Source organism: Nocardioides aurantiacus (assembly GCF_003752505.1).
Lineage (GTDB): Bacteria > Actinomycetota > Actinomycetes > Propionibacteriales > Nocardioidaceae > Marmoricola > Marmoricola aurantiacus.
Map to the genome: position 1 here is coordinate 978,986 of NZ_RKHO01000001.1, position 19,239 is coordinate 998,224.

A 19,239-nucleotide genomic window follows, 5' to 3' on the forward strand; every position below is an offset into this window, starting at 1 on the left:
CGGACAAACCCGGGGCGCAGCGCGTGCCCCGGCACCGACCCGAGGAGCAGCCGTGGAGACCCCAGAAGGCGCCGACCGTCCGTTGATCCCGCCGGTGGTCTACCTGCCCTGCCGGCCGTCGATCCCCGGCGAGGCCCCGCAGATCGAGCTGCGGCAGCTCGAGGACGGTCGCGTGGCGCTCCTGGCCTACACCGCCCTCGACCGGATGTCGCGCTGCTGCGGTCCCCACCAGCCGTGGGCCCTCTACAAGACCGAGGAGCTGTCGGCGCTGCGCCGCAGCGCCTCCTACGACGTCGTGGTCTTCGACCAGGAGCTTCCCGTCGAGGTGCGACACACGGGGGAGAGCGCATGAGCGGGTTGCGGATCGAGGCCGGTGCGGCGGCGGCGATCGCCGGACTCCACGGCGAGGCCGTCGACGCGATCGAGGGGGCGGCCGACTCGGCACCCACGTCGGTCGACGCGGGGCCCGCCGACGTCGCGATCGCCGCCATCATGCAGCGCGTCGCCGCCGAGGCCCGCGACCTGGCCCAGGTCGATCGCGGCGCGCAGACGGTGATGGACGACGTGGCCACCGACTACACGGCGACCGAGGAGTCCGTGGACGCCGACTTCGACGCGCTGGGGCGTGACGTGCCCGAGGGGTGGACCCGGTGATCGAGACCGAGGTCGAAGGCAGCCCGGCATCGGTGCGGACCGCGGCCACGTGGGTCGGCGAGACCCTGCGCGGCCAGGTCGAGGAGGCCGGGCGGCTCGCCGACCAGGCCCGGCGGCGAGCCTCGCGGGACTGGGAGGGCGACGCCTCGGCGTCCTACCGCGACGTCGCCGGGAAGATCGTGGAGGCCGGCGACGAGCAGGAGCACGACCTCGCCAAGGTCGCCGAGAAGCTGCGCACCTACGCGGTCAAGCTGGGCCACGTGCAGGACCGCATGGGGGAGCGTCGGGGTGAGGCCTCGGCAGGTGGCCTCACGGTCGCGGGGACGGTCGTCCAGCAGCCGCCCGCGCCCGTGCGACCGGCCGACCTGCCCGCGGTTTCGACGCAGGCCGAGTCGGACGACTGGGACCGGCGCAACGCCGCGTTCGAGCGTGCCAACGACAAGGTGGAGCTCTACAACCGGCTGGCCACGGAGGTGGACGACGATCGCAAGCAGCTGGACGACTGGATCGAGGCCAACCTGACCGCCATCGCCACGGCGTCCGACCCGACCCTGCTGTCCTACCTCGTCAAGCAGTTCCAGAAGCTGCCTGCGACCGCGATGCTGTTCAGCGTCGACGTGCGCAAGGGCCGGCTCGAGGAGATGGTCCGCCACTGGCGCAGCACGGCTGACCGGCTGCGCGCCGAGCGTGCGGAGTCACTCGCGTCGCGGCGCTCCGGGAACCCGGCACGTCGCGCGGCCGGCGCGGGGGTGGACACCCGGGGAAACCGAGCAGCGGCTCGTGGCCTCGACGCCGCGGCCGAGGGTGCCGAACGCGTGGCCCGCAAGCTCCCGCTGGTCGGCGGCGCCCTCACCGCGGTGCTCGCGGCCAACGACATCGCCAACGGGGAGTCTCCGGGGAAGGTGCTCACCAGCGAGACCCTCGCGATCGGTGCCGGGGTCGCGGCCGGCGCGGTCGCGGTGACCCTCGGTGCGCCGGTCATCGCCGTGGCGGCCGTCGGTACCGTCGCCGCCGTGGGGGTCGGGATGCTGGCGGAGTACGCCTGGGACCACTGGGTGCCCGAGGACGTCACCGAGGCGGTCGACGAGGGGCTGCGGGACTTCGGGGAGGGCGTGGCGGACGCGGCGAGCGACGTGAAGGACGCGGCCGGGGACGCATGGGACGCCGTGACGCCGTGGTGAACGAGACCTCCGGTGCGCCGCCCGTGCCGGTCGGGCAACGTGTGGGGCTCGGGCTGGCCGCGGTGGTGCTCGGGGCCGCGCTCGGCGCCGCCGCGGTCGTGATGTCGCTCCAGGGACAGGTCCTGCTGGTCGTGGCCGGGGTGCTGCTCCTGGTGGGCGACGTGCTCGCGGTGAGCTACCTCGTGCGCTTCCTGATGACCCCACGGGGTGCTCCCCGGGTCCTCGAGCGCGACGGGACCACCGTGCTCCCCGAGTCGCAGGTCGCTCGGCTCACCGCCTGGGGGACCCTCGCGGCGTCGCTCGCGTTCCTCGCCGTGTTCGTCCTCGCGGTCGTGGCAGGTGGGGGCCGCGGTGCGGGTCCCGGCGTCGGCGTGTGGGCGGCGGTGCTCGTGCTGGTCGTGGCCGTCCCCACGGTCGTGGGCGTCCTGCACCGCCGCATCCGACCCGGCGAGCTGGTGCTCGACCACGACACCGTCACGTTGTCCTCCTGGAACGCCGACCGCTCGTTGGCGTGGGACGACATGGTCGAGGTGACGATGGTGAGCACCCCGCGCCGGACGCTCGTGCTGTACGCGCGCCGGGCCGACGACATCGCCCAGGGGCGCGCCCCGGTCGGGGTCGGGGAGCAGCAGGCGCGCTCGGTCGCCGACGCCGACCGAGCCCTGGCCGTGTCCTTCCCGCACCTGACGGGTGCTCCCGACGTGATCGCCGCGGCCCTGGCCCACTGGCGCGCCACCCCCGCAGCACGCACCGAGCTGGGCACGGCGGCCGCCCGCGACAGGCTCAGCGGCCGGCCGGCCACCGACTGACCCCATGCCCCGACCCGCCCCCGGGCAGCCCGCTCAGTCGGACGGACCGAGGGGACTGCTGGCGAACGGACCGGCGCCCTCACCGGGATCCTCGAGAGGGAGCGCGGCCGCGATGGCGACCGTGTCGGCGGCGGGGGCGGCGCCCACGACCCCCGTCGGCCCGTCGAGCGGCAGCGTCAGCACGAAGGTCGTGCCCACCCCGCCGGGGCCCTCGAGCGCCGATATCCGGCCGCCGTGGCGGGCCACCGCGCGCTGGCAGATCGCCAGGCCGAGGCCGGTGCCGGGGTAGCCGCCGGTCGCGGCGGAGCGGAAGAAGCTCTCGAAGACGCGGGCCCGGTCGGCACGCTCGATGCCGAGGCCGTTGTCGGTCACCCGCACCTCGAGCCGGTCGTCCACCACCCGGCTGGTGATCTGCACGTGCGGGCGTACGCCGGGCGCGACGTACTTCACGGCGTTGCCCACCAGGTTGGCGAACAGCTGCCGGGTGAGCAGCTCGTCGGCCCGCACCCGGCCCAGGTCGCGGTGCTCGACCACGGCCCCGCGGTCGCCGACCCCGAGGTCGCGGACCACGTCGGCGAGGACCTCGTCGAGGTCGAGCCCGGTGCGGTGCAGCTCGGCGCTGCCGGCGAGCGTGTAGGCCAGCAGGTCGTCGATGAGACGCTCCATGCGCCGGGCCGCGCCGTCGAGCCGGTCGAGATGGGCACACGCGGCCGCCGGGTCGCCGCCGCCGTCCTCGAGCGCGTCGCGGGCCACCTCGGACCAGCTCAGCACGGCTGTCAGCGGGTTCTTGAGGTCGTGGGCCACCACCCCGGCGAAGCTCGCCAGCACGCGGCTGTCGGCCCGCTCGCGGGTCACGTCCCGCAGCAGCACCACCGCCAGCGGGCCGGGTGCGGGATCCGTGGCGCTCGTGGGGTCGGCGGCCCCGGCCGCGTCCTGGGGGTCGGTGACCTCGACCACCGTGTCGTGGTCGAGGGGGACCGCGGAGACCGACAGCACGCGCTCGGCCCCGGTGTCGGGGTCGACGCGCACCACGTCGGTCGGGGCGACGCTCTCCCCACGCAGGGCCCGGGCGTGGGGCAGGCCGTCCGGCAGCGCCGGGCGTCCGTCGATGCGGGAGTGCTCGACGTCGGCCGGGTCGTGGACGTGGCGCCCGGACGCGTCGGCGCCCCCGAGCTCGGCCGCGGCGGAGTTGGCCAGGACGACCCGTCCCCGGGAGTCGCTGACGCACAGCCCGTCGGACATGGCTTCCGTGACGGCGTCGAGGAGGGCCGCCCGCGAGGTCGCGCGGGACTCGGAGCGACGCAGCCGGTGGGTCAGGGCGGCCCGCTCGCCCACGCCGAGGGCGAGCAGCAGCACGAGCGAGGTGGTCACGGCGACGAAGACCTGCAGGGCCACGGCCCGCGTCGTCGGGTCGGTCAGCACCGCGAACGGGCCCCACCCCAGGAGCGTCACGACCACGGCCGCGGTCCCGAAGCCCAGCGAGTGCAGCGCGCCGACCCACGGGGCGAACCGGTTGCCGATCCACGCCGAGGTGGCCAGCACGAGGTAGGTCACCGGCAGCTGCGCGTCGGCGCCGAAGACCAGGCCGCCCAGGGCCGCGGTGGCCAGGACCGCGAGCGCGAGCTCGGCGCCCGCGCGACGTCGCGGCTCCGCGGTCAGGGCGAGGCTCTCCCCGCGTCGCTCGCGCCGAGCCTCGCGCAGCGCGAGCACGGTGGCGGCCACCACGTAGGTGCCGCAGGCGTTGCGCACCACCCATGCCGGCGCCGTCGACCAGGTCAGGTCCCCGGTCAGCGCCCACGACGCAGGGGTGCCGAGCAGCGACCCCACCACGGCGGCCGCACCGGCAGCGGTCGCCAGGCGCAGCAGGTCGCGGGGCCGGCCCAGCGACGGGCCGAGGTCGCCGAGCACCGGGCGCCGGGTGGCTCGCGCCAGCACGAGCCTCACGGCCGCCGCCTGGGCGAGGTTGGCCCCCGCCAGGAGCACGGCGGCGAGCGGTCCCGCGGGGGCGAAGTAGAGACCGGTCACGGCGGCGAGCAGGGCACCGTCGAGGAGCACCTCGCGACGCGTCGTGCCCCGGAGCAGCCACAGCGCCGCCACCCCGGCCGCGGGCCAGAACAGCGCCAGCCCGGTCTCGGGGAGGACCGCGAGCCGTCCGAGGGCGATCACCGCGACGTAGAGCGCGGCCCACCCGAGCGGCACGGCCCAGCCCGTACGACGCAGCGGGCAGACGTCGGCGGTCATGGGGCCAGTGTGCTCCACCGAGCACCGTGACCCGTCGCGGGGAAGGCGCGTCGGTGGTCGGTAACGTGCTCGGGGTGAGCAGCGGCAGGCCGACGGTGCACCCGTACGTCGCCCCGAGGGCGTGATGGACGCCCGGGCGGCGACCACGCCACCGGTGCCGGTCGGGCAGCGCGTCGGGCTCGTCCTGGTCAGCCACCCGCCCCGCACCCTGGTGCGCCCCACGCGCCGGGTCGAGCGGGGCACGCCCGCCGCCGGGGTCCGCTGGGGCGGTCGGACGACATCGACGGGTGCCGACCGATGAGCGAGCCGCGGGCCGGGGGCGGGCACGAGCTGCCCCGTCGCCCGGCGGTCAGGGTCTGGGGCGGTGTGGCCCTCGTGGTGCTGCTCTCGCTCGTGCCGCTCGCCGGTGCGGTGGTGATGGTGACCAGCGGCGGCTGGCTCGCCGCCTCGGGCCTCGCCCTGGCCCTGCTGGTCCTCAGCGCCGTGGTCTTCCTGGTCACGGCCACCGTCGTGCGCCGCACCGGGCGGGTCGACGCCCGGTCGCGCGACGGGGGTCTCGAGCTGCCCGTGTCGCGGTGGGTGCTCTCGTGGCTGGCCGCACTGGTGGTCCTCTTCGTGGTCTTCGCCCTGACCCTGGTGGCCAACGCGCTCTCCGCCTCGGCCGGCGGTCCCTGGGGCCCGGTCGTGCTCGTGGCCGGCGTGCTCGGTCTCGGGGCGCCGATGGGCGTGCGGCTGCTGCGTGGCGACTACCAGCGCGGCGGCCTGCTGCTCACGCCGCGCGAGGTGGTGTGGTCGACGTACGACACCACGACCCGGGTGGCGTGGAAGGACCTCGTCGGTGAGCGGCTCGTCGCCGACCCCGGGAGCCGGCTGGTGCTCGAGGCGCGCTCGGCGAAGGCGCTGCGCCGCACCCGAGGCCCGCAGGGCCTGGCCGAGCAGCCGGTCGGCGGTCCCCGGGTCGCGGCCCACGAGGTGTCGGTGCCGCTGGCCTTCCTCGGCTCCGACGGGGCGCTGGTGGCCGACCTGGTCGCGCACTACCGCACCCACCCCGCGGCGCGCCGCGAGCTGTCCGACCCCGAGACCGCTCGGCTCCGGTCGCGCACCGACCGCGCCGAAACCGGTTCGCCCCGTCGCGACGCGCGAACTAACCTGGGAGACGTATGACGAACGCACCCGAACCCCTCGACCTCGCCCAGGAGCTCGCCGACACGGCGGACTGGGACGAGGTGACCACCGAGCCGCGCCGCCCCGAGGTCGCCACGGCTCCTCCCACCACGCCCGCCTCGCCCGCCGACCCGGCCCCGTGGCCCGACGAGCGCGAGCAGACCACCGGCGAGCAGGACCTCGCGGCTCGCCACCAGCTGCGCCGCGTCGCCGGGCTGTCCACCGAGCTCGAGGACATCTCCGAGGTCGAGTACCGCCAGCTGCGCCTGGAGCGCGTCGTGCTCGTCGGCGTCTGGACCCAGGGCTCGGTCGCCGACGCCGAGAACTCCATGGCCGAGCTCGCGCTGCTCGCCGAGACCGCCGGCTCGACGGTGCTCGACGCGCTCTACCAGCGACGCGACAGCCCCGACCCCGCGACCTACATCGGCCGCGGCAAGGTCGAGGGCCTGGCCGAGATCGTCAAGGCCAGCGGCGCCGACACCGTGATCTGCGACGGTGAGCTCGCCCCCAGCCAGCTGCGCAACCTCGAGGACAAGGTCAAGGTCAAGGTCGTGGACCGGACCGCGCTGATCCTTGACATCTTCGCCCAGCACGCGAAGTCGCGCGAGGGCCAGGCGCAGGTCGAGCTGGCGCAGCTGAACTACATGAAGCAGCGGCTCCGCGGCTGGGGCGGCAACCTGTCGCGCCAGGCCGGTGGCCGGGTCGCCGGTGGCGCGGGCATCGGTGGACGCGGTCCCGGTGAGACCAAGATCGAGACCGACCGCCGTCGCATCAACACCAAGATCGCCAAGCTCCGCCGCGACCTCACCCACATGAAGACCACGCGCGACACCAAGCGCTCGGGCCGCAAGCGGCACGAGATCCCCAGCGTCGCGATCGCGGGCTACACCAACGCGGGCAAGTCCTCGCTGCTCAACCGGCTCACCGACGCGGGGGTGCTGGTCGAGGACGCGCTGTTCGCGACCCTGGACCCCACCACGCGCCGCACCGAGACCGGGGACGGCCGCGTCTACACGATGAGCGACACCGTCGGGTTCGTGCGTCACCTGCCCCACCAGCTCGTCGAGGCGTTCCGCTCGACGCTGGAGGAGGTGGCCGACTCCGACCTGATCGTGCACGTGGTCGACGGGTCCCACCCCGACCCCGAGGGCCAGCTCGCCGCCGTGCGCGAGGTGCTGGCCGAGATCGGTGCGGACAAGGTGCCGGAGCTGGTCGCCATCAACAAGGCCGACGTCGCCGACCCGCTGGTCGTGGCCCGGCTGCGGCAGCGCGAGCCCCACTCCGTCGTGGTCTCGGCCCGCACCGGCGAGGGCATCACCGAGGCGCTGGCCGCCATCGAGTCCGAGCTGCCCAAGCCGGCCGTGGAGGTCTCGGTGCTGCTGCCCTACGACCGGGGGGACCTGCTCTCCAAGGTCCACGAGCACGGCGAGGTCATCTCGCTCGAGCACACCGGCGACGGCACCCGGCTCGAGGCCCGCGTCAACGAGGTGCTCGCCGGCGAGCTCGCGGCGTACCCCGGCTGAGGCCGTACGCCGCCTAGGATCCGCGGCATGAGCCGGGACCGCCTCGCCGGGTCGGTCCTGCGCGTGGTGGCCGGCGTGCTGCTCGCGTGCCTGGTGCTGGCCCCGGTCGTGCGTCCGGCCGCACCGGTGCCGGACGTCGACGCCGGCGTGACGGTGACCGACCACCGGGCGGCGTACGCCGTGGACGGGCGCGGCACGCTGCGGGCGGCCGAGACGCTGACCGTCAGCTTCGCCCGCCCGACGGCGGGCCTGGAGCGCCGCTTCGACCTCCGCGACCCCGGGGCCGTGCGCGGCGACCGCTCGCCGCGTGACGTGGCCGTGACCCGCGACGGCCAGGCGGAGGAGGTCGCGCTCGAGCGCGTGGCGGGCGTGGTCGTCGCGCGGCTCGGCGACCACGACCGCGAGCTCACCGGGGAGCACGTCTACGTGCTGCACTGGACCGTCCCCGGGGTGCTGGCCACAGCGGGGGAGGACGACGACCGGGCCCGGCTGCGTCTCGACCTGCTGCCGGCCGGCTGGGGCACGCCGGTGCTGCGCAGCCGCACCAGCCTGGAGCTGCCGGACCGGCCCGAGCGCGTGCGGTGCTCCGCCGCCGGGAGCAGCTGTCGTCCCCGGCTGGCCGACCGCGGCCTGGTCGTGGCCACCGGCCGGCTGGCGGCCGGGGAGCCGGTGCGGGTCGACGTGGTGCTCGACGGCGAGGCCCCCGAGGCGGAGCGGTTGCCGTGGCCGCTGCGGCTGGTGCCGGCGCTGGGGGAGCGGTGGTGGCCGCCGGTCGTGGTGCTGCTGCTCGCCCTCGTCACGTCGTACGCCGGGACCCGGCTGGCCGCCCGGTCGCGACCGAGGCGCACCCGGCTGGCCGTCGTCGCGGCGGTGCTGGCGACGGCGGTGACCTGGGTGCTGGCGCCGTGGACGCTGGCCGTGCTGGTGCCGGGCGCGTTCGCCGTGGCCGCGCTGCCGCTGCTGCTCCCGGGTGGCGCCGGGCGGGCCGCCACCCGGGAGCAGGAGCCGGTCTAGGAGTCGCTCTTGCGCGGGTCGGAGGAGGCCAGCGTCTCCTCGTCGTAGGGGCTCTCCTCGACCGCGATCGCGAAGTCGTCGCCGTGGCGGGTGACGCCGTCGACCACGGCCTGCTCGACGGCGGCGCTGCCGTAGCGGCGGCGCACCATCAGCGGGTCCGAGCGCAGGTCCTTCACCAGCGCGACGCACAGCACGATCATCACCAGCACGAAGGGCAGGGACGCCACGATCGTGAGGTTCTGCAGCCCGGTGAGCGCGTCGCCCCCGTCACCGCCGACCAGCAGCATCACCGCGGCCACGCCGCCCATCAGGACGCCCCAGAAGATCACGGTGGCGCGCTTGGGCTCGATGGTGCCGCGCGAGGACAGCGTGCCCATCACGATCGACGCGGCGTCGGCGCCGGAGACGAAGAAGATCGCCACGAGCACCATCACCAGCACGGCGGTGATCGTGGAGAGCGGCAGCTGGTCGAGCATGCCGAACAGCTGGCTCTCGGCCGCCTCGATGTCGCCCAGGCCGGCACCCTGCTGCTCCAGCCGGATGGCGGTGCCGCCGAAGATCGCGAACCAGACCAGCGAGACCAGGCTCGGGACCAGCAGCACGCCGGTCACGAACTGGCGGATCGTGCGGCCGCGCGAGATGCGGGCGATGAACATGCCGACGAAGGGCGTCCACGAGAGCCACCAGGCCCAGTAGAAGACGGTCCAGGTGGACAGCCACTCGGCCATGCCGTCGCCGCCGATGGCCTCGGTGCGGGCAGACATCTGGGCGAGGTCCTGCACGTAGGAGCCCAGGGCGGTCGGGACGAGGTCGAGGATGAAGACCGTCGGGCCGACGAGGAAGACGAACAGCGCCAGGGTCAGGGCGAGCACCATGTTGGTGTTGGACAGCCACTGGATGCCCTTCTCGACGCCGGAGACGGCCGAGAAGATGAACGCGATGGTCAGCACGACGATGATGCCGACGAGCACGCCGTTGCCGACGCGGCCGATCCCGGTCACGATCTCGAGCCCGGAGCCGATCTGCAGGGCGCCGAGGCCGAGCGAGGCGGCCGAGCCGAACAGGGTGGCGAAGATGGCCAGGACGTCGATGACGCGGCCGGCGGGGCCGGAGGTGGCGCGACGGCCGAACAGCGGGGTGAAGACCGAGCTGACCAGCTGCGGGCGGCCCTTGCGGTAGACGCTGTAGGCGATGGCGATGCCCAGCACGGCGTAGATCGCCCAGGGGTGCAGCGTCCAGTGGAACATCGTGGTCGCCATGGCGTGCTGCACGGCCTCGGGGTTGCCGGCCGCGCCGGTGCCGGGGGGCGGGGTGACGAAGTGGGACAGCGGCTCGCTGACGCCGTAGAACATCAGGCCGATGCCCATGCCGGCCGAGAACATCATCGCGATCCAGGACACCGTCCTGAACTCCGGCTTCTCGCCGTCGTTGCCGAGCGGGATGTCGCCGAAGCGGCCCATGGCCAGCCAGATCACGAAGGCCACGAAGGCGGTGGCGGTCAGCACGAACAGCCAGCCGGTGTAGGTCGTGACCCAGGTCAGCGCGGTGGCGGAGACCGACGTCAGCGAGCCGGTCGAGACGAACCCCCACACCAGGAACGCCAGGCTGATGGCGGCGGTCACGCCGAAGACCACCTTGTCGAGGCCGGAGCCGTGGTCCTGCTCGTCGACGACGCTCTCCAACGCCGGGTGCTCACCGGTCTGCGCCGCGCGGGCGACGAGGTCGGGGCTGGTGGACACGGCGTCGACGACGTCGTGACGACCGTCGTGGGGATCCCGCTCGGGTCCGCTCGCGGTCGGTTCGGTGGTGGTCGTGGCCATGCCGAGTGCCTCTCTCTCCAGGTGTACGGGTCGTGCCGTGCTGCCGTGAGGCGGCTCGTCCTCCACAGGTCACCAGGGGGTGGCCGGGGTGAGCGGTCAACCAGCATAAGGTGCTCCGGTGGTCGAGGAGCAGGGCGTGCGCGAGGTCCTGGACACAGTGGTGGCCACCCTGGGAGGCCAGGAGCGACCCGGTCAGGTGGCGATGGCCGAGGCAGTCGCCCGCGCGATGTCGCAGCGCCGGCACCTCCTGGTGCAGGCCGGCACCGGCACCGGCAAGTCGCTGGGCTACCTCGTCCCGGCGCTCCTCCACGGCGACCGGGTCGTGGTGGCGACCGCGACGCTCGCGCTCCAGCACCAGCTGGTCGAGCGCGACCTGCCGGCCCTCGTCGAGGCCGTCAAGGGCCAGCCGGGCTGCGAGGACGCCTCCTTCGCCGTGCTCAAGGGGCGCTCCAACTACGCCTGCCTGCACCGGGTCCGCGAGGGCGTCCCCGACGACCAGGGAGCGCTGCTCGACGCGGCCTCGCTGCCCGAGGGGTCCCTCGGGGCCGAGGTGCTCGCGCTGCGGGAGTGGGTGGAGGACGAGTCGTCCTCGGGCGGCACCGGCGAGCGCGACCACGCGCCGCGCCACACCGACCGCGTCTGGCGCCAGGTCAGCGTCAGCCACCGCGAGTGCCTGGGAGCGGCTCGCTGTCCCTACGGCCAGGAGTGCTTCGCCGAGCTGGCCCGCGAGCGGGCCCAGCGCTCCCGGGTCGTGGTGACCAACCACTCGTTGCTGGCCATCGACGCCATCGAGGGCATCCCGATGATCCCGACCTACGACACGGTGGTCGTGGACGAGGCGCACGAGCTGGTCGCCCGCGTGACCCAGGCGGCGACCGACGAGCTCTCGGCGAGCGAGGTCGACCGCACCTCCCGCCGCGCCGCCCGGCTGGTCGAGGGCGACGAGGCCGACGACCTCGGCGACGCGGGCGAGGCCCTGCTCGACGCGCTGCTCACGATCGAGCCGGGGCGCGTCGACCGCCCGCCGCAGGCGCTCGGCGACGCGCTCGAGCTGGTGCGTGACGCCGCCCGGGCCCTGGTCTCCGCGCTGCCCAAGGAGCCCGCCATCGGCTCCGGCGAGGTGCCGGACCCCGGGGCGGCCCAGGCCAAGGGGTGGGCGCAGGAGCTGTTCGCGACCGCGGAGCGGATGGCGGCCGGCTCGGACCGCGACGTGCTCTGGGTCTCCGAGCGCGACCGCGTGCGCGGCGGTCGTTCGCTGCACGTCGCGCCGCTCGAGGTCGCGATGCCGATGCGCCACGGCCTGCTCGCCGACAAGACCGCCGTGCTGACCTCGGCCACGCTGCGCCTGGGGGGCGACTTCGACGCCGTCGCGACCTCGCTCGGGCTGTGGCCCCGCGAGCGCGTCACCGCCGACACCCCCGTGGACGCCTCCTCCGACGACGGGGCCGAGGACGACGCGCAGCCCTGGGAGGCGCTCGACGTCGGTTCGCCCTTCGACTACCGCGCCCAGTCGATCCTCTACGTCGCCCGCCACCTGCCGCAGCCGGGCCGCGACGGCCTGACCCAGCGCCACCTCGACGAGATCGCCGAGCTGGTCGACGCCGCCGACGGGCGCACCCTGGGCCTGTTCTCGAGCCGTCGCGCGGCCGAGGCGGCCGCCGAGCACGTGCGCGAGGTGCTGCCGCACCTCACCACCCTGGCCCAGGGGGAGGCGCAGCTGTCCGAGCTGGCGCGGCAGTTCGTCGGCGACCCCCACACCAACCTGTTCGGGACGCTCAGCCTGTGGCAGGGCCTCGACGTGCCGGGGGAGACCTGTCAGCTGGTGATCATCGACCGGGTGCCGTTCCCCCGACCCGACGACCCGCTGATGTCGGCCCGGCAGCGCGCGGCGGACCAGCGCGGGGGCAACGGCTTCATGCAGGTGGCGGCCACGCACGCGGCGCTGCTGCTCGCCCAGGGCTCGGGGCGACTGATCCGCACGACCACCGACAAGGGTGTCGTGGCCTGCCTCGACCCGCGGCTGGTCACCGCGCGCTACGGCTCCTTCCTGCGGGCCAGCCTGCCGCCGATGTGGCAGACCGAGGACCCGGCCCTGGTGCGGCAGGCCCTGAGGCGGCTCGCCGGCGCCTGAGCCGGTGCTGCTGGCGTCGCTCCCCGGGGGGCTGTCCCGGCGGGCGCCGACTCAGCGGGCGGTGACGATGCGCGACCGGGAGGACCAGGGCGAGGCGCCCAGGCCGTTCTCCGCGGTCACGACGAAGGTGTAGCGGCCCCGGGGCAGTCGGTAGACCAGTGTCCGGACGTTGGCCGCGGTGCGCGCGGTCGTGTAGGTGCGCACCACCCGGTTGCGGGAGTCGAGCTTGTAGGCGCGCACCTTGTAGCCGCGGACCGCCTGACCGCCGGTGACCTTGGGGGCGCTCCACCGGGCCGTGGCGCTGACGGTGCCGCCGCTGGCCCCCGAGGAGGCGTAGCCGATGGTCGGGGCGCCCGGTCGGGTCATCACGACCGGGGCAGGGCTCGTCGTGGGCGTCGGGGACGTGGTGACGGGCGCTGGCGTCGTCGAGGGCGCGGTGCTCGGGGTCGGGGTCGGGCCCGCGGTCGGGCTGGGGGGGGTGGTGCCGGCGCAGCCCGAGGCGCGCAGCCGGTAGCGGCCCAGGCTGCCGTAGTCGGACCAGCCGACACCCGCCTGGGAGGCCGATCCGTTCCCGACGCCGTCGACCCGCAGGTAGTAGGTGCCGGCGGGCAGGGCGCGGCTGATCGACGCATCCATCCCGGTCACGGTCGACGGCCACGTCACGAGGGTGGCCGTGGGCTGGTCCGAGGTCAGCTGGGTGCTGCCGTCCGCGGCGAGCAGCGCCAGCTGGAGGTCGAGGGACGCCTGGGGGCCGGTGCCCGTCGCCGTCGCGGTGAGCGTCGTCGCGCAGGGGAGGGTCAGCCGGTAGAGGTCCCGGTCGGACCGGTCGCTGACCACCCCTGCCACGTCGTACGACGGGCTCGTGGGGAGGTCGGTCGCGGAGGCCGTCGTGCCGCCGTCCTCGTCGGGCACGCGGGTCAGCTTGGAGCCGATCACCGCGAGGTCGTCCTGGGTGCTGGTGGCGCCGGCGTACTCACCCTTGCTCCACTGGCTGATCCCGCGCGTCATCGAGGAGCCCATGAGCGGGCCCCACAGCGTGGTGCCCTTGTAGTAGTCGCTCCTGACGCCGTTCGTGGTGATGCCGTCGTGCACGAGGCCGAAGGTGTGGCCCGCCTCGTGGGCGACCGACTGGGCCGCGACGATGGGCGACATCGGCTTGCCGCCCATGGGGGTGGCGAACACCCAGGCCGGCTGGTAGGAGGCGGAGGGGTCCACCCGGTCGAACACGCCGCTCCAGGCCTGGCCGATGCACGCGGAGGCGCAGATCTGGGCGGGGGGCTCGGTGCTCGTGGTGACCACCACGCGGGCGCCGTAGGTCTCGTCCGCGGTCGTGTCCCGGCGCCACACGCCGTCGTCGCGGCTGTCGGTGGTCACGTCGACGTCGAAGGCCGCGTAGTACTCCGAGACCTGGCGCCAGACCTCCTGGATCCAGGCGTGCTCGGACAGGCTGTACGTCGAGGCGGTGCCCTCGCTGTTCCACCCGGCCCAGGTGCCGTCGCGCAGGGGGGTCTTGATGAGCTTGCCCCAGGCGCTGCCCCGCACGTCCGCACCGTCCATGTCGATGACGATCGAGCGCTTGGCGCCGGGCCGGCTGTGCAGCGTGAAGGTCTTGGCAGTGTCGACGCTGGTGGTGGTGACCGCACCGGCGACGGGCCCCTCGGCCACGGTGGCCATCGGCTCCTGGAAGTAGAGCTGTCCCTCCCGCGAGACCCACGCCGTGTCGTCGTCGCGCAGCACCGTGGCCAGGGCCTGCGGGCTGACACCGCTGCGCGAAGCCGCCTCGCCGACCTGGTCGCCGAGGGCGCGGAGGGCGTCGCGGCCGCGCCGCTCGCGGTCGATGACCGGAGCGACCTGGGCGTCGGGCGCCGCGACCTGGCCCGACGCGCGGCCCGCGTCGGCGTCGTTCTGGAGGGGGGAGACGGTCCCGGTGGCGCTCGGGTCGTCGGCCGGGGTCGCAGGTCGGGCGGGGGGTGTCGACGCCGTCGCCGGACGGGTCGACACCTCGCGCCGCGGAGCGGCAGCGGCCACGTCGGAGGTGGCCTCGGCGTCACCGGGGCCGGGAGGCAGTGCGCCGGGGGAGCCGACCGCCACCGCCGCGGCGATGGCGGCGGTGGCGCCGAGAGCGACGAGTCGGCGGGCGTGGGGGGGCACCCCCTCATCGTCACCCCAAATACGGACTCTTGGGCCGAAATGCCCAAATCAGACAAACTACATCCGGCGCAGGACTGCGGTCACCTTGCCGAGGATCGTGGCGTAGGTGCCGTCGATGGGGTCGTAGGCGTCGTTGTGCGGCAGCAGCCAGACCTTGCCGTCCTTCTTCTGCAGCGTCTTGACCGTCGCCTCGCCGTCGAGCATCGCCGCGACGACCTCGCCGTTCTCGGCGTTGGGCTGCTGGCGGACCACGACGTAGTCGCCGCTGCAGATCGCGGCGTCCACCATCGAGTCGCCGGAGACCTCCAGGAGGAACAACGTCCCGTCGCCGACGAGCGACTTGGGGAGCGGGAAGATGTCCTCGACGCGCTCCTCAGCCAGGATGGGCCCGCCGGCTGCGATGCGGCCCACCATGGGGACCATCGTCGCCTCGGGCATGCTGTCGCCGGCGCCCGTCGGGTCGAACGGCGACTCGTCGGCGCTCGCGATCGCGCGGCGCGCCGCCATGAGCTCGGGGATGAAGACCTCCAGCGCCCGAGGGCGGTTGGGGTCGCGCTTGATAAAGCCCTTCTGCTCCAGCACGCGCAGCTGGTGCGCGACGCTCGACGAGCTCGTGAGGCCGACCAGCTCGCCGATCTCGCGGATGCTGGGCGGGTAGCCCCGCTTCTCGATCGACTCGCGCAGGACGTTGAGGATGCGCTGCTGGCGTGGCGTGAGCCCGGTGACGTCCGGGGCCGCGTCGGGCAGCTCGGACACGGTGCCTCCCTTCGTCGTGGGGGAGGAACCGGGGGTCTGTGCGTCTCGCGTCGCCATGAGCCGCACGGTAGTCCAGCCGGGTCGGCCACTTCAAACACCTGTTCGAACCGCGTGTCGCGTCCCGCGTTCGACCGACGTGCGAACAGATGTTCGACGAAATGCTTGTCTCGACGGTTCGTGTGCCCTACCGTCGTACAGGTGTTCGATCGAACGTCTCTTCGAACCCGCGGACGACCTCGGTTGTCGGTGGTCGCGGATAGACATCGTTCCAGCACCCGGCAGGGGTCGCCGACCGTGCCGGGTCGCCCGACCCGGCACTTCCCCGAAAGAGGTTGATCGATGAGCACGCTGAGCATTGCCCGCGAGACCACCCGCACGTCCGCCGCGGCCCGAGTCCGGGTCCCGCGCCCCCGTGCGAGCGCGCCCACGTTCGACTTCACCGCGCCGGTCACGGCCCTCGGCCAGGAGGACCCGGCCCTGCAGGTGCTCGAGGTGCCCAGCACCGTCCGCACCGTGGCGCCCCTCGCGGCCCCGGCGCCGCAGCGTCAGTCGCGTGCGGTCCGCCAGGTCCGGCTGACCCGTCGTGGTCGCCTCACCCTGACCCTGCTGTTCCTCGGCGTCGTGCTGACCGCGATGGTGGCCGTCGGTGGCAGCTGGGCCGTCGCGTCGCTCGGCGGCGGCGAGCCGGTTCCCGTGCGCGTGGTGGAGGTCCAGCCGGGTGACACGCTCTACGGCATCGCCTCCTCGGTCGCCGAGCCGGGCGAGGTCCGCGAGATGGTCTACGAGATCCAGGAGCTCAACTCGCTGCCCACGGCGACGATCGCCGAGGGCCAGAAGCTCGCCGTCCCCCGCGGCTGAGTCATCGGCCCGTCCGCCACGGGCCGACATGACGTGCGACGACCTCTTCGACCCGGGTCGACGCACGGGGGAAGCGACGGGGCGGGGCCATGGTGGCCCCGCCCCGTCGGCGTCTCCCGGCGGCCTGGGCGAGGGCGGCCAGGTCCCGCACACCAGCCCGGGGGCGAGCGTGGTGTCGGTACGCTCAGCGCCGGACGGCGGACGCTCGTCGGAAAGGTCGTGCTGCCGATGTCGTTGCGCTCGGCCGACCTCAGGCTGGTGGCTCCGCACCGCGTCGAGACCGCGGTGGTGATGGGTCCCCTCGCCGAGATGCGCGAGGGGCTGCGCGCGGCAGGGGTCGAGGTCGACGGGCCATCGCGGCAGGTCGATCTCGTGGTCGGCGAGGTGCGCGATGCCCGGGAGGTGCTGGCCGTCACGGCGAGGTCGCACGTGGTCCTCGGCCCCGCTGTCGGCCAGGCCGTGCGCCGTCGATCGGGACCGTGGCACCCCCTGCTGCTCCGCGGCGCGACCCAGCGCCCCACGGCGGTGGTGCCCTTGTGGAGGCGAGAGCCGCTGCAGCAGTACGTGCGGACGACCGCGGTCCGGCCGGGGCGGAGGGGGGAGCTGCGCAACCAGGCGGCGAGGGCGTCACTGATGTGGGGTCCGTTGGCGGGCGCGGTGCTGCCACGCATCGCGAGCTGCGCTGTCCGGTTCCCGGAGCCGGGGCGGCCGGTTGCCCCGCGCTTCCTGGAGCAGGCGCGGGACCTCGGACTGCCCGGCGACCCCGGGTGGGTGCTCACCCTCGGGGACGGCGACGACCTCCAGCGAGCGGTGTTCCACGTGCTGCACGGGGGCACGCCGCGGTGGGTGGTCAAGCTGAGCCGCGTGCCGGCCGCGACGTCGGCCTTCGACCGGGACGAGGCCGGTCTGTCCGTGGTCGCGCGGGCCGGGGGCGTGGTGGCGCAGCACGCGCCGCGACTCCTGGGCCGCTACGACGTGGACGGGCTGCCGGCATCGGTCGAGACCGCAGGTCCCGGACCCCAGCTGGTGCACCAGGTCCCGGGTGCGCGGAGCGGGGTGGTCGAGTCGGTGGCGCGCTGGGTGGTCCAGGTCGCGGAGCAGACGGCGCGGGACGCCGCCGCCCTGGACGACGAGCTGGACCGGCTCGAGCGTGAGGTGCTGCCGCACTGGCGCGCTGCCGGGGCGCCCGACGACCTGGTCGCGCGACTGCGAGCCCCGGGGTGCGGCCCGCCCGCCGTCCTCGCCCACCAGGACCTCGGAACGTGGAACGTCGTCGCGGCGGGAGGCGACTTCATGGCCGTCGACTGGGAGTCCGCGACGGCGGACGGCATGCCCCTGTGGGACCTCGTCTACTTCCTCGGGGACGCGTTGGTCCGCGCCGAGGGCGTCGCGGGGCCCGCCGTGCTCCTGGAACGGTGCCTCGAGCTGTTCCGAGGCCGGGCACCCGGCTCCCCGGTGCTCTTCCGGTGGGTGCGTGAGATGGTCGCCGCGCTCGGTGTCGCGCCGGACCAGGTCGGGGCCCTCGTCACCCTGTGCTGGCTGCACCACGGACTCTCGGCCGAGCGGCGGGAGCGGGCGCTGGCGGGAGCCTCCGCGGCACCGGTCGGGCACCTGGCGCAGATGGCCGGACCATGGCTGGCCGACCCCGAGCTGGGGCCCGGCTGGTCGACCTGGCGGACGTCGTGACGAGATCCTCAGCCGGCGTCGGCCACGGCGCGCTCGAGGGCGGCGGAGATCGTGGGCGCGACCAGGTCGGACCGGTAGCGGGCGTGCCAGAGACGCCGCCCGGCCGCGGCCAGGGCACGACGGAGCGCCAGGTCGCCGACCAGTCGCGCGCACGACGCTGCCAGGTCCTCGGGGGCGTCGGCCACGAGCAGGTGGGTGCCGGGCTCGACCTCCAGCCCCTCCGCGCCGACGGTGGTGGACACGACGGGCACGCCGTAGGCGAAGGCCTCGAGGATCTTGATGCGGGTGCCCCCGCCGAAGCGCACCGGCACCACCGAGAGCGTGGCCGCTCGCAGCTCCTCACCGAGGTCGGGCACCTCGCCGGTCAGCTCGACGCCCTCGAGCCCCCGCAGAGTCGCCACCTGCCACTCGTGGTCGAAGCGACCCACCACGCGGAAGACCGCGCCGGGCACGTGGCGACGGAGCAGTGGCAGCACCTCGCGGGCGAAGTACGTCGCGGCGTCCAGGTTGGGCTCGTAGGTCAGCAGGCCCACCATGAGCACGACGGGAGCCGACCGGTGGTCGGCCGCCTCGGCGGGCTCATCCGGACGCTCGTAGCCGTTCTCCACGACCACCACGTTGGCGCCCCCCAGGCGTTCGCGGTCGAGGTCGCTGCACACCGCGACCACCTCGACCCGGTCTCGGACGGCCTGCTCGGCGCGCCGCCAGCGACGCTCGTCGAGGGTGTCCGCCGCCATCCGGGCCGCACGGCGCGCCCGGTCACGGGCTCCCCGGGCCTTGGCGCGTCGCCGCGACTCCCGGCGGTGGCGCAGCACCTCCGACTCGAGGTTGTCGAGGTCGACGACCGCTGGCAGGTCGACCAGGTCACCCAGTCGGAGGTAGGTCGTGGCGTGGCTCCACCAGACGGCGTCGTAGGACTCGGTGGCCCACGTCGCCAGCTCGCTGCGGGCGGGCGTCCAGTCGTGCCGGCTCAGGGACCGCGGGTGGTCGCTGAGCCACCACCGCCAGGCCCGACGTGCCGCGGAGCCGGGATGACCCGGAGCCTGCACGGTGCCGACGCGCCCGAGCGCGAGGTCGTGGGGTGGCGGGGGAGCGGGCCGGCCGTCATGGCGCACCACGAGGACGTCCACGTCGTGGTGGGAGCCCAGCGTGCCCACGACGCGGGCCAGCCGCTGCCGGTAGCCGCTCGTGGGGGGCCACGGGTGCTCGTCGGCGACCACCAGGACCCTCATGGCGACGTCCGGGGACGTC

At 74.7% G+C, this 19,239-nt stretch carries 16 protein-coding genes; 11 read left to right on the top strand and 5 right to left on the bottom strand.

Annotation, left to right across the window (positions count from 1 at the left end; all coding sequences use genetic code 11):
- The first annotated feature begins 52 nt into the window (after positions 1 to 52).
- From EDD33_RS04710 to EDD33_RS04725, 4 genes are read left to right on the top strand one after another with little or no spacing between them, the layout of a single operon-like run.
- Entirely contained in the window at positions 53 to 352 is a 300-nt protein-coding gene (locus tag EDD33_RS04710; protein WP_123389311.1) for an SAV_915 family protein, read from the top strand.
- Entirely contained in the window at positions 349 to 654 is a 306-nt protein-coding gene (locus tag EDD33_RS04715; RefSeq protein WP_123389312.1) for a hypothetical protein, read from the top strand. The genes EDD33_RS04710 and EDD33_RS04715 overlap by 4 nt, the downstream gene beginning before the upstream one ends.
- Positions 651 to 1,835, top strand: coding sequence for a hypothetical protein (locus tag EDD33_RS04720; protein WP_148076933.1), 1,185 nt, complete (start codon positions 651 to 653; stop codon positions 1,833 to 1,835). The genes EDD33_RS04715 and EDD33_RS04720 overlap by 4 nt, the downstream gene beginning before the upstream one ends.
- Positions 1,811 to 2,644: a hypothetical protein gene (locus EDD33_RS04725; protein ID WP_123389314.1), complete on the top strand. Its 834-nt coding sequence runs from the start codon at positions 1,811 to 1,813 to the stop codon at positions 2,642 to 2,644. Before EDD33_RS04720 ends, EDD33_RS04725 begins: the two co-directional genes overlap by 25 nt.
- A 33-nt stretch (positions 2,645 to 2,677) precedes the next feature.
- Here the strand turns inward: EDD33_RS04725 and EDD33_RS04730 are convergent, their stop codons facing one another.
- Positions 2,678 to 4,885: an ATP-binding protein gene (locus tag EDD33_RS04730; protein WP_123389315.1), complete on the bottom strand. Its 2,208-nt coding sequence runs from the start codon at positions 4,883 to 4,885 to the stop codon at positions 2,678 to 2,680.
- Positions 4,886 to 5,006: 121 nt separating this feature from the next.
- On the opposite strand from EDD33_RS04730, the gene EDD33_RS19635 reads away from it, so the two are divergent.
- Genes EDD33_RS19635 through EDD33_RS04745 form a run of 4 tightly spaced genes read left to right on the top strand, consistent with a single transcriptional unit; the run spans position 5,007 to position 8,586 of the window.
- Positions 5,007 to 5,186, top strand: a complete 180-nt coding sequence (locus EDD33_RS19635) for a hypothetical protein (RefSeq protein WP_148076934.1) — start codon at positions 5,007 to 5,009, stop codon at positions 5,184 to 5,186.
- The gene (locus EDD33_RS04735; RefSeq protein ID WP_123389316.1) at positions 5,183 to 6,049 is read left to right on the top strand and encodes a hypothetical protein; all 867 of its coding nucleotides are present in this window, start codon (positions 5,183 to 5,185) and stop codon (positions 6,047 to 6,049) included. The genes EDD33_RS19635 and EDD33_RS04735 overlap by 4 nt, the downstream gene beginning before the upstream one ends.
- Positions 6,046 to 7,572, top strand: coding sequence for a GTPase HflX (hflX, locus tag EDD33_RS04740; RefSeq protein WP_123389317.1), 1,527 nt, complete (start codon positions 6,046 to 6,048; stop codon positions 7,570 to 7,572). Before EDD33_RS04735 ends, hflX begins: the two co-directional genes overlap by 4 nt.
- Before the next feature lie 27 nt (positions 7,573 to 7,599).
- Positions 7,600 to 8,586 carry a DUF2207 domain-containing protein gene (locus tag EDD33_RS04745; RefSeq protein WP_123389318.1) on the top strand — a complete coding sequence of 329 codons (987 nt, stop codon included), beginning with the start codon at positions 7,600 to 7,602 and terminating at the stop codon, positions 8,584 to 8,586.
- Here the strand turns inward: EDD33_RS04745 and EDD33_RS04750 are convergent.
- Entirely contained in the window at positions 8,583 to 10,406 is a 1,824-nt protein-coding gene (locus tag EDD33_RS04750) for a BCCT family transporter (RefSeq protein ID WP_123389319.1), read from the bottom strand. The genes EDD33_RS04745 and EDD33_RS04750 overlap by 4 nt on opposite strands.
- A gap of 118 nt (positions 10,407 to 10,524) precedes the next feature.
- On the opposite strand from EDD33_RS04750, the gene EDD33_RS04755 reads away from it, so the two are divergent.
- A complete protein-coding gene (locus EDD33_RS04755; RefSeq protein ID WP_425463835.1) occupies positions 10,525 to 12,537 on the top strand; it encodes an ATP-dependent DNA helicase in 2,013 nt (670 codons plus the stop codon).
- Positions 12,538 to 12,588: 51 nt separating this feature from the next.
- Here the strand turns inward: EDD33_RS04755 and EDD33_RS04760 are convergent, their stop codons facing one another.
- Positions 12,589 to 14,688, bottom strand: coding sequence for a fibronectin type III domain-containing protein (locus EDD33_RS04760; RefSeq protein ID WP_123389320.1), 2,100 nt, complete (start codon positions 14,686 to 14,688; stop codon positions 12,589 to 12,591).
- Positions 14,689 to 14,745: 57 nt separating this feature from the next.
- Positions 14,746 to 15,501 carry a transcriptional repressor LexA gene (gene lexA, locus EDD33_RS04765; RefSeq protein WP_123393042.1) on the bottom strand — a complete coding sequence of 252 codons (756 nt, stop codon included), beginning with the start codon at positions 15,499 to 15,501 and terminating at the stop codon, positions 14,746 to 14,748.
- A gap of 282 nt (positions 15,502 to 15,783) precedes the next feature.
- Between lexA and EDD33_RS04770 the strand changes: the two genes are divergently transcribed.
- On the top strand, positions 15,784 to 16,302 hold the full coding sequence (locus EDD33_RS04770) for a LysM peptidoglycan-binding domain-containing protein (RefSeq protein WP_123389321.1): 519 nt from the start codon (positions 15,784 to 15,786) through the stop codon (positions 16,300 to 16,302).
- 258 nt (positions 16,303 to 16,560) lie between these two features.
- Positions 16,561 to 17,988 (top strand): hypothetical protein, encoded by a 1,428-nt coding sequence (locus EDD33_RS04775; protein WP_148076935.1) that lies wholly within the window; start codon positions 16,561 to 16,563, stop codon positions 17,986 to 17,988.
- Positions 17,989 to 17,996: 8 nt separating this feature from the next.
- Here EDD33_RS04775 and EDD33_RS04780 read toward each other — a convergent pair whose 3' ends face one another.
- Complete coding sequence (locus EDD33_RS04780) at positions 17,997 to 19,220, bottom strand: glycosyltransferase (protein WP_123389323.1); 1,224 nt, start codon at positions 19,218 to 19,220, stop codon at positions 17,997 to 17,999.
- Between the last annotated feature and the right edge of the window lie 19 nt (positions 19,221 to 19,239).

Bases quoted from the DNA above. Each gene is read 5' to 3' on its own strand.
- EDD33_RS04715 (WP_123389312.1), top strand. From the start codon at position 349: ATGAGCGGGTTGCGGATCGAGGCCGGTGCGGCGGCGGCGATCGCCGGA.
- EDD33_RS04725 (WP_123389314.1), top strand. From the start codon at position 1,811: ATGGGACGCCGTGACGCCGTGGTGAACGAGACCTCCGGTGCGCCGCCC.
- EDD33_RS04730 (WP_123389315.1), bottom strand. From the start codon at position 4,885: ATGACCGCCGACGTCTGCCCGCTGCGTCGTACGGGCTGGGCCGTGCCG.
- EDD33_RS04735 (WP_123389316.1), top strand. From the start codon at position 5,183: ATGAGCGAGCCGCGGGCCGGGGGCGGGCACGAGCTGCCCCGTCGCCCG.
- hflX (WP_123389317.1), top strand. From the start codon at position 6,046: ATGACGAACGCACCCGAACCCCTCGACCTCGCCCAGGAGCTCGCCGAC.
- EDD33_RS04745 (WP_123389318.1), top strand. From the start codon at position 7,600: ATGAGCCGGGACCGCCTCGCCGGGTCGGTCCTGCGCGTGGTGGCCGGC.
- EDD33_RS04750 (WP_123389319.1), bottom strand. From the start codon at position 10,406: ATGGCCACGACCACCACCGAACCGACCGCGAGCGGACCCGAGCGGGAT.
- lexA (WP_123393042.1), bottom strand. From the start codon at position 15,501: ATGGCGACGCGAGACGCACAGACCCCCGGTTCCTCCCCCACGACGAAG.
- EDD33_RS04770 (WP_123389321.1), top strand. From the start codon at position 15,784: ATGAGCACGCTGAGCATTGCCCGCGAGACCACCCGCACGTCCGCCGCG.
- EDD33_RS04780 (WP_123389323.1), bottom strand. From the start codon at position 19,220: ATGAGGGTCCTGGTGGTCGCCGACGAGCACCCGTGGCCCCCCACGAGC.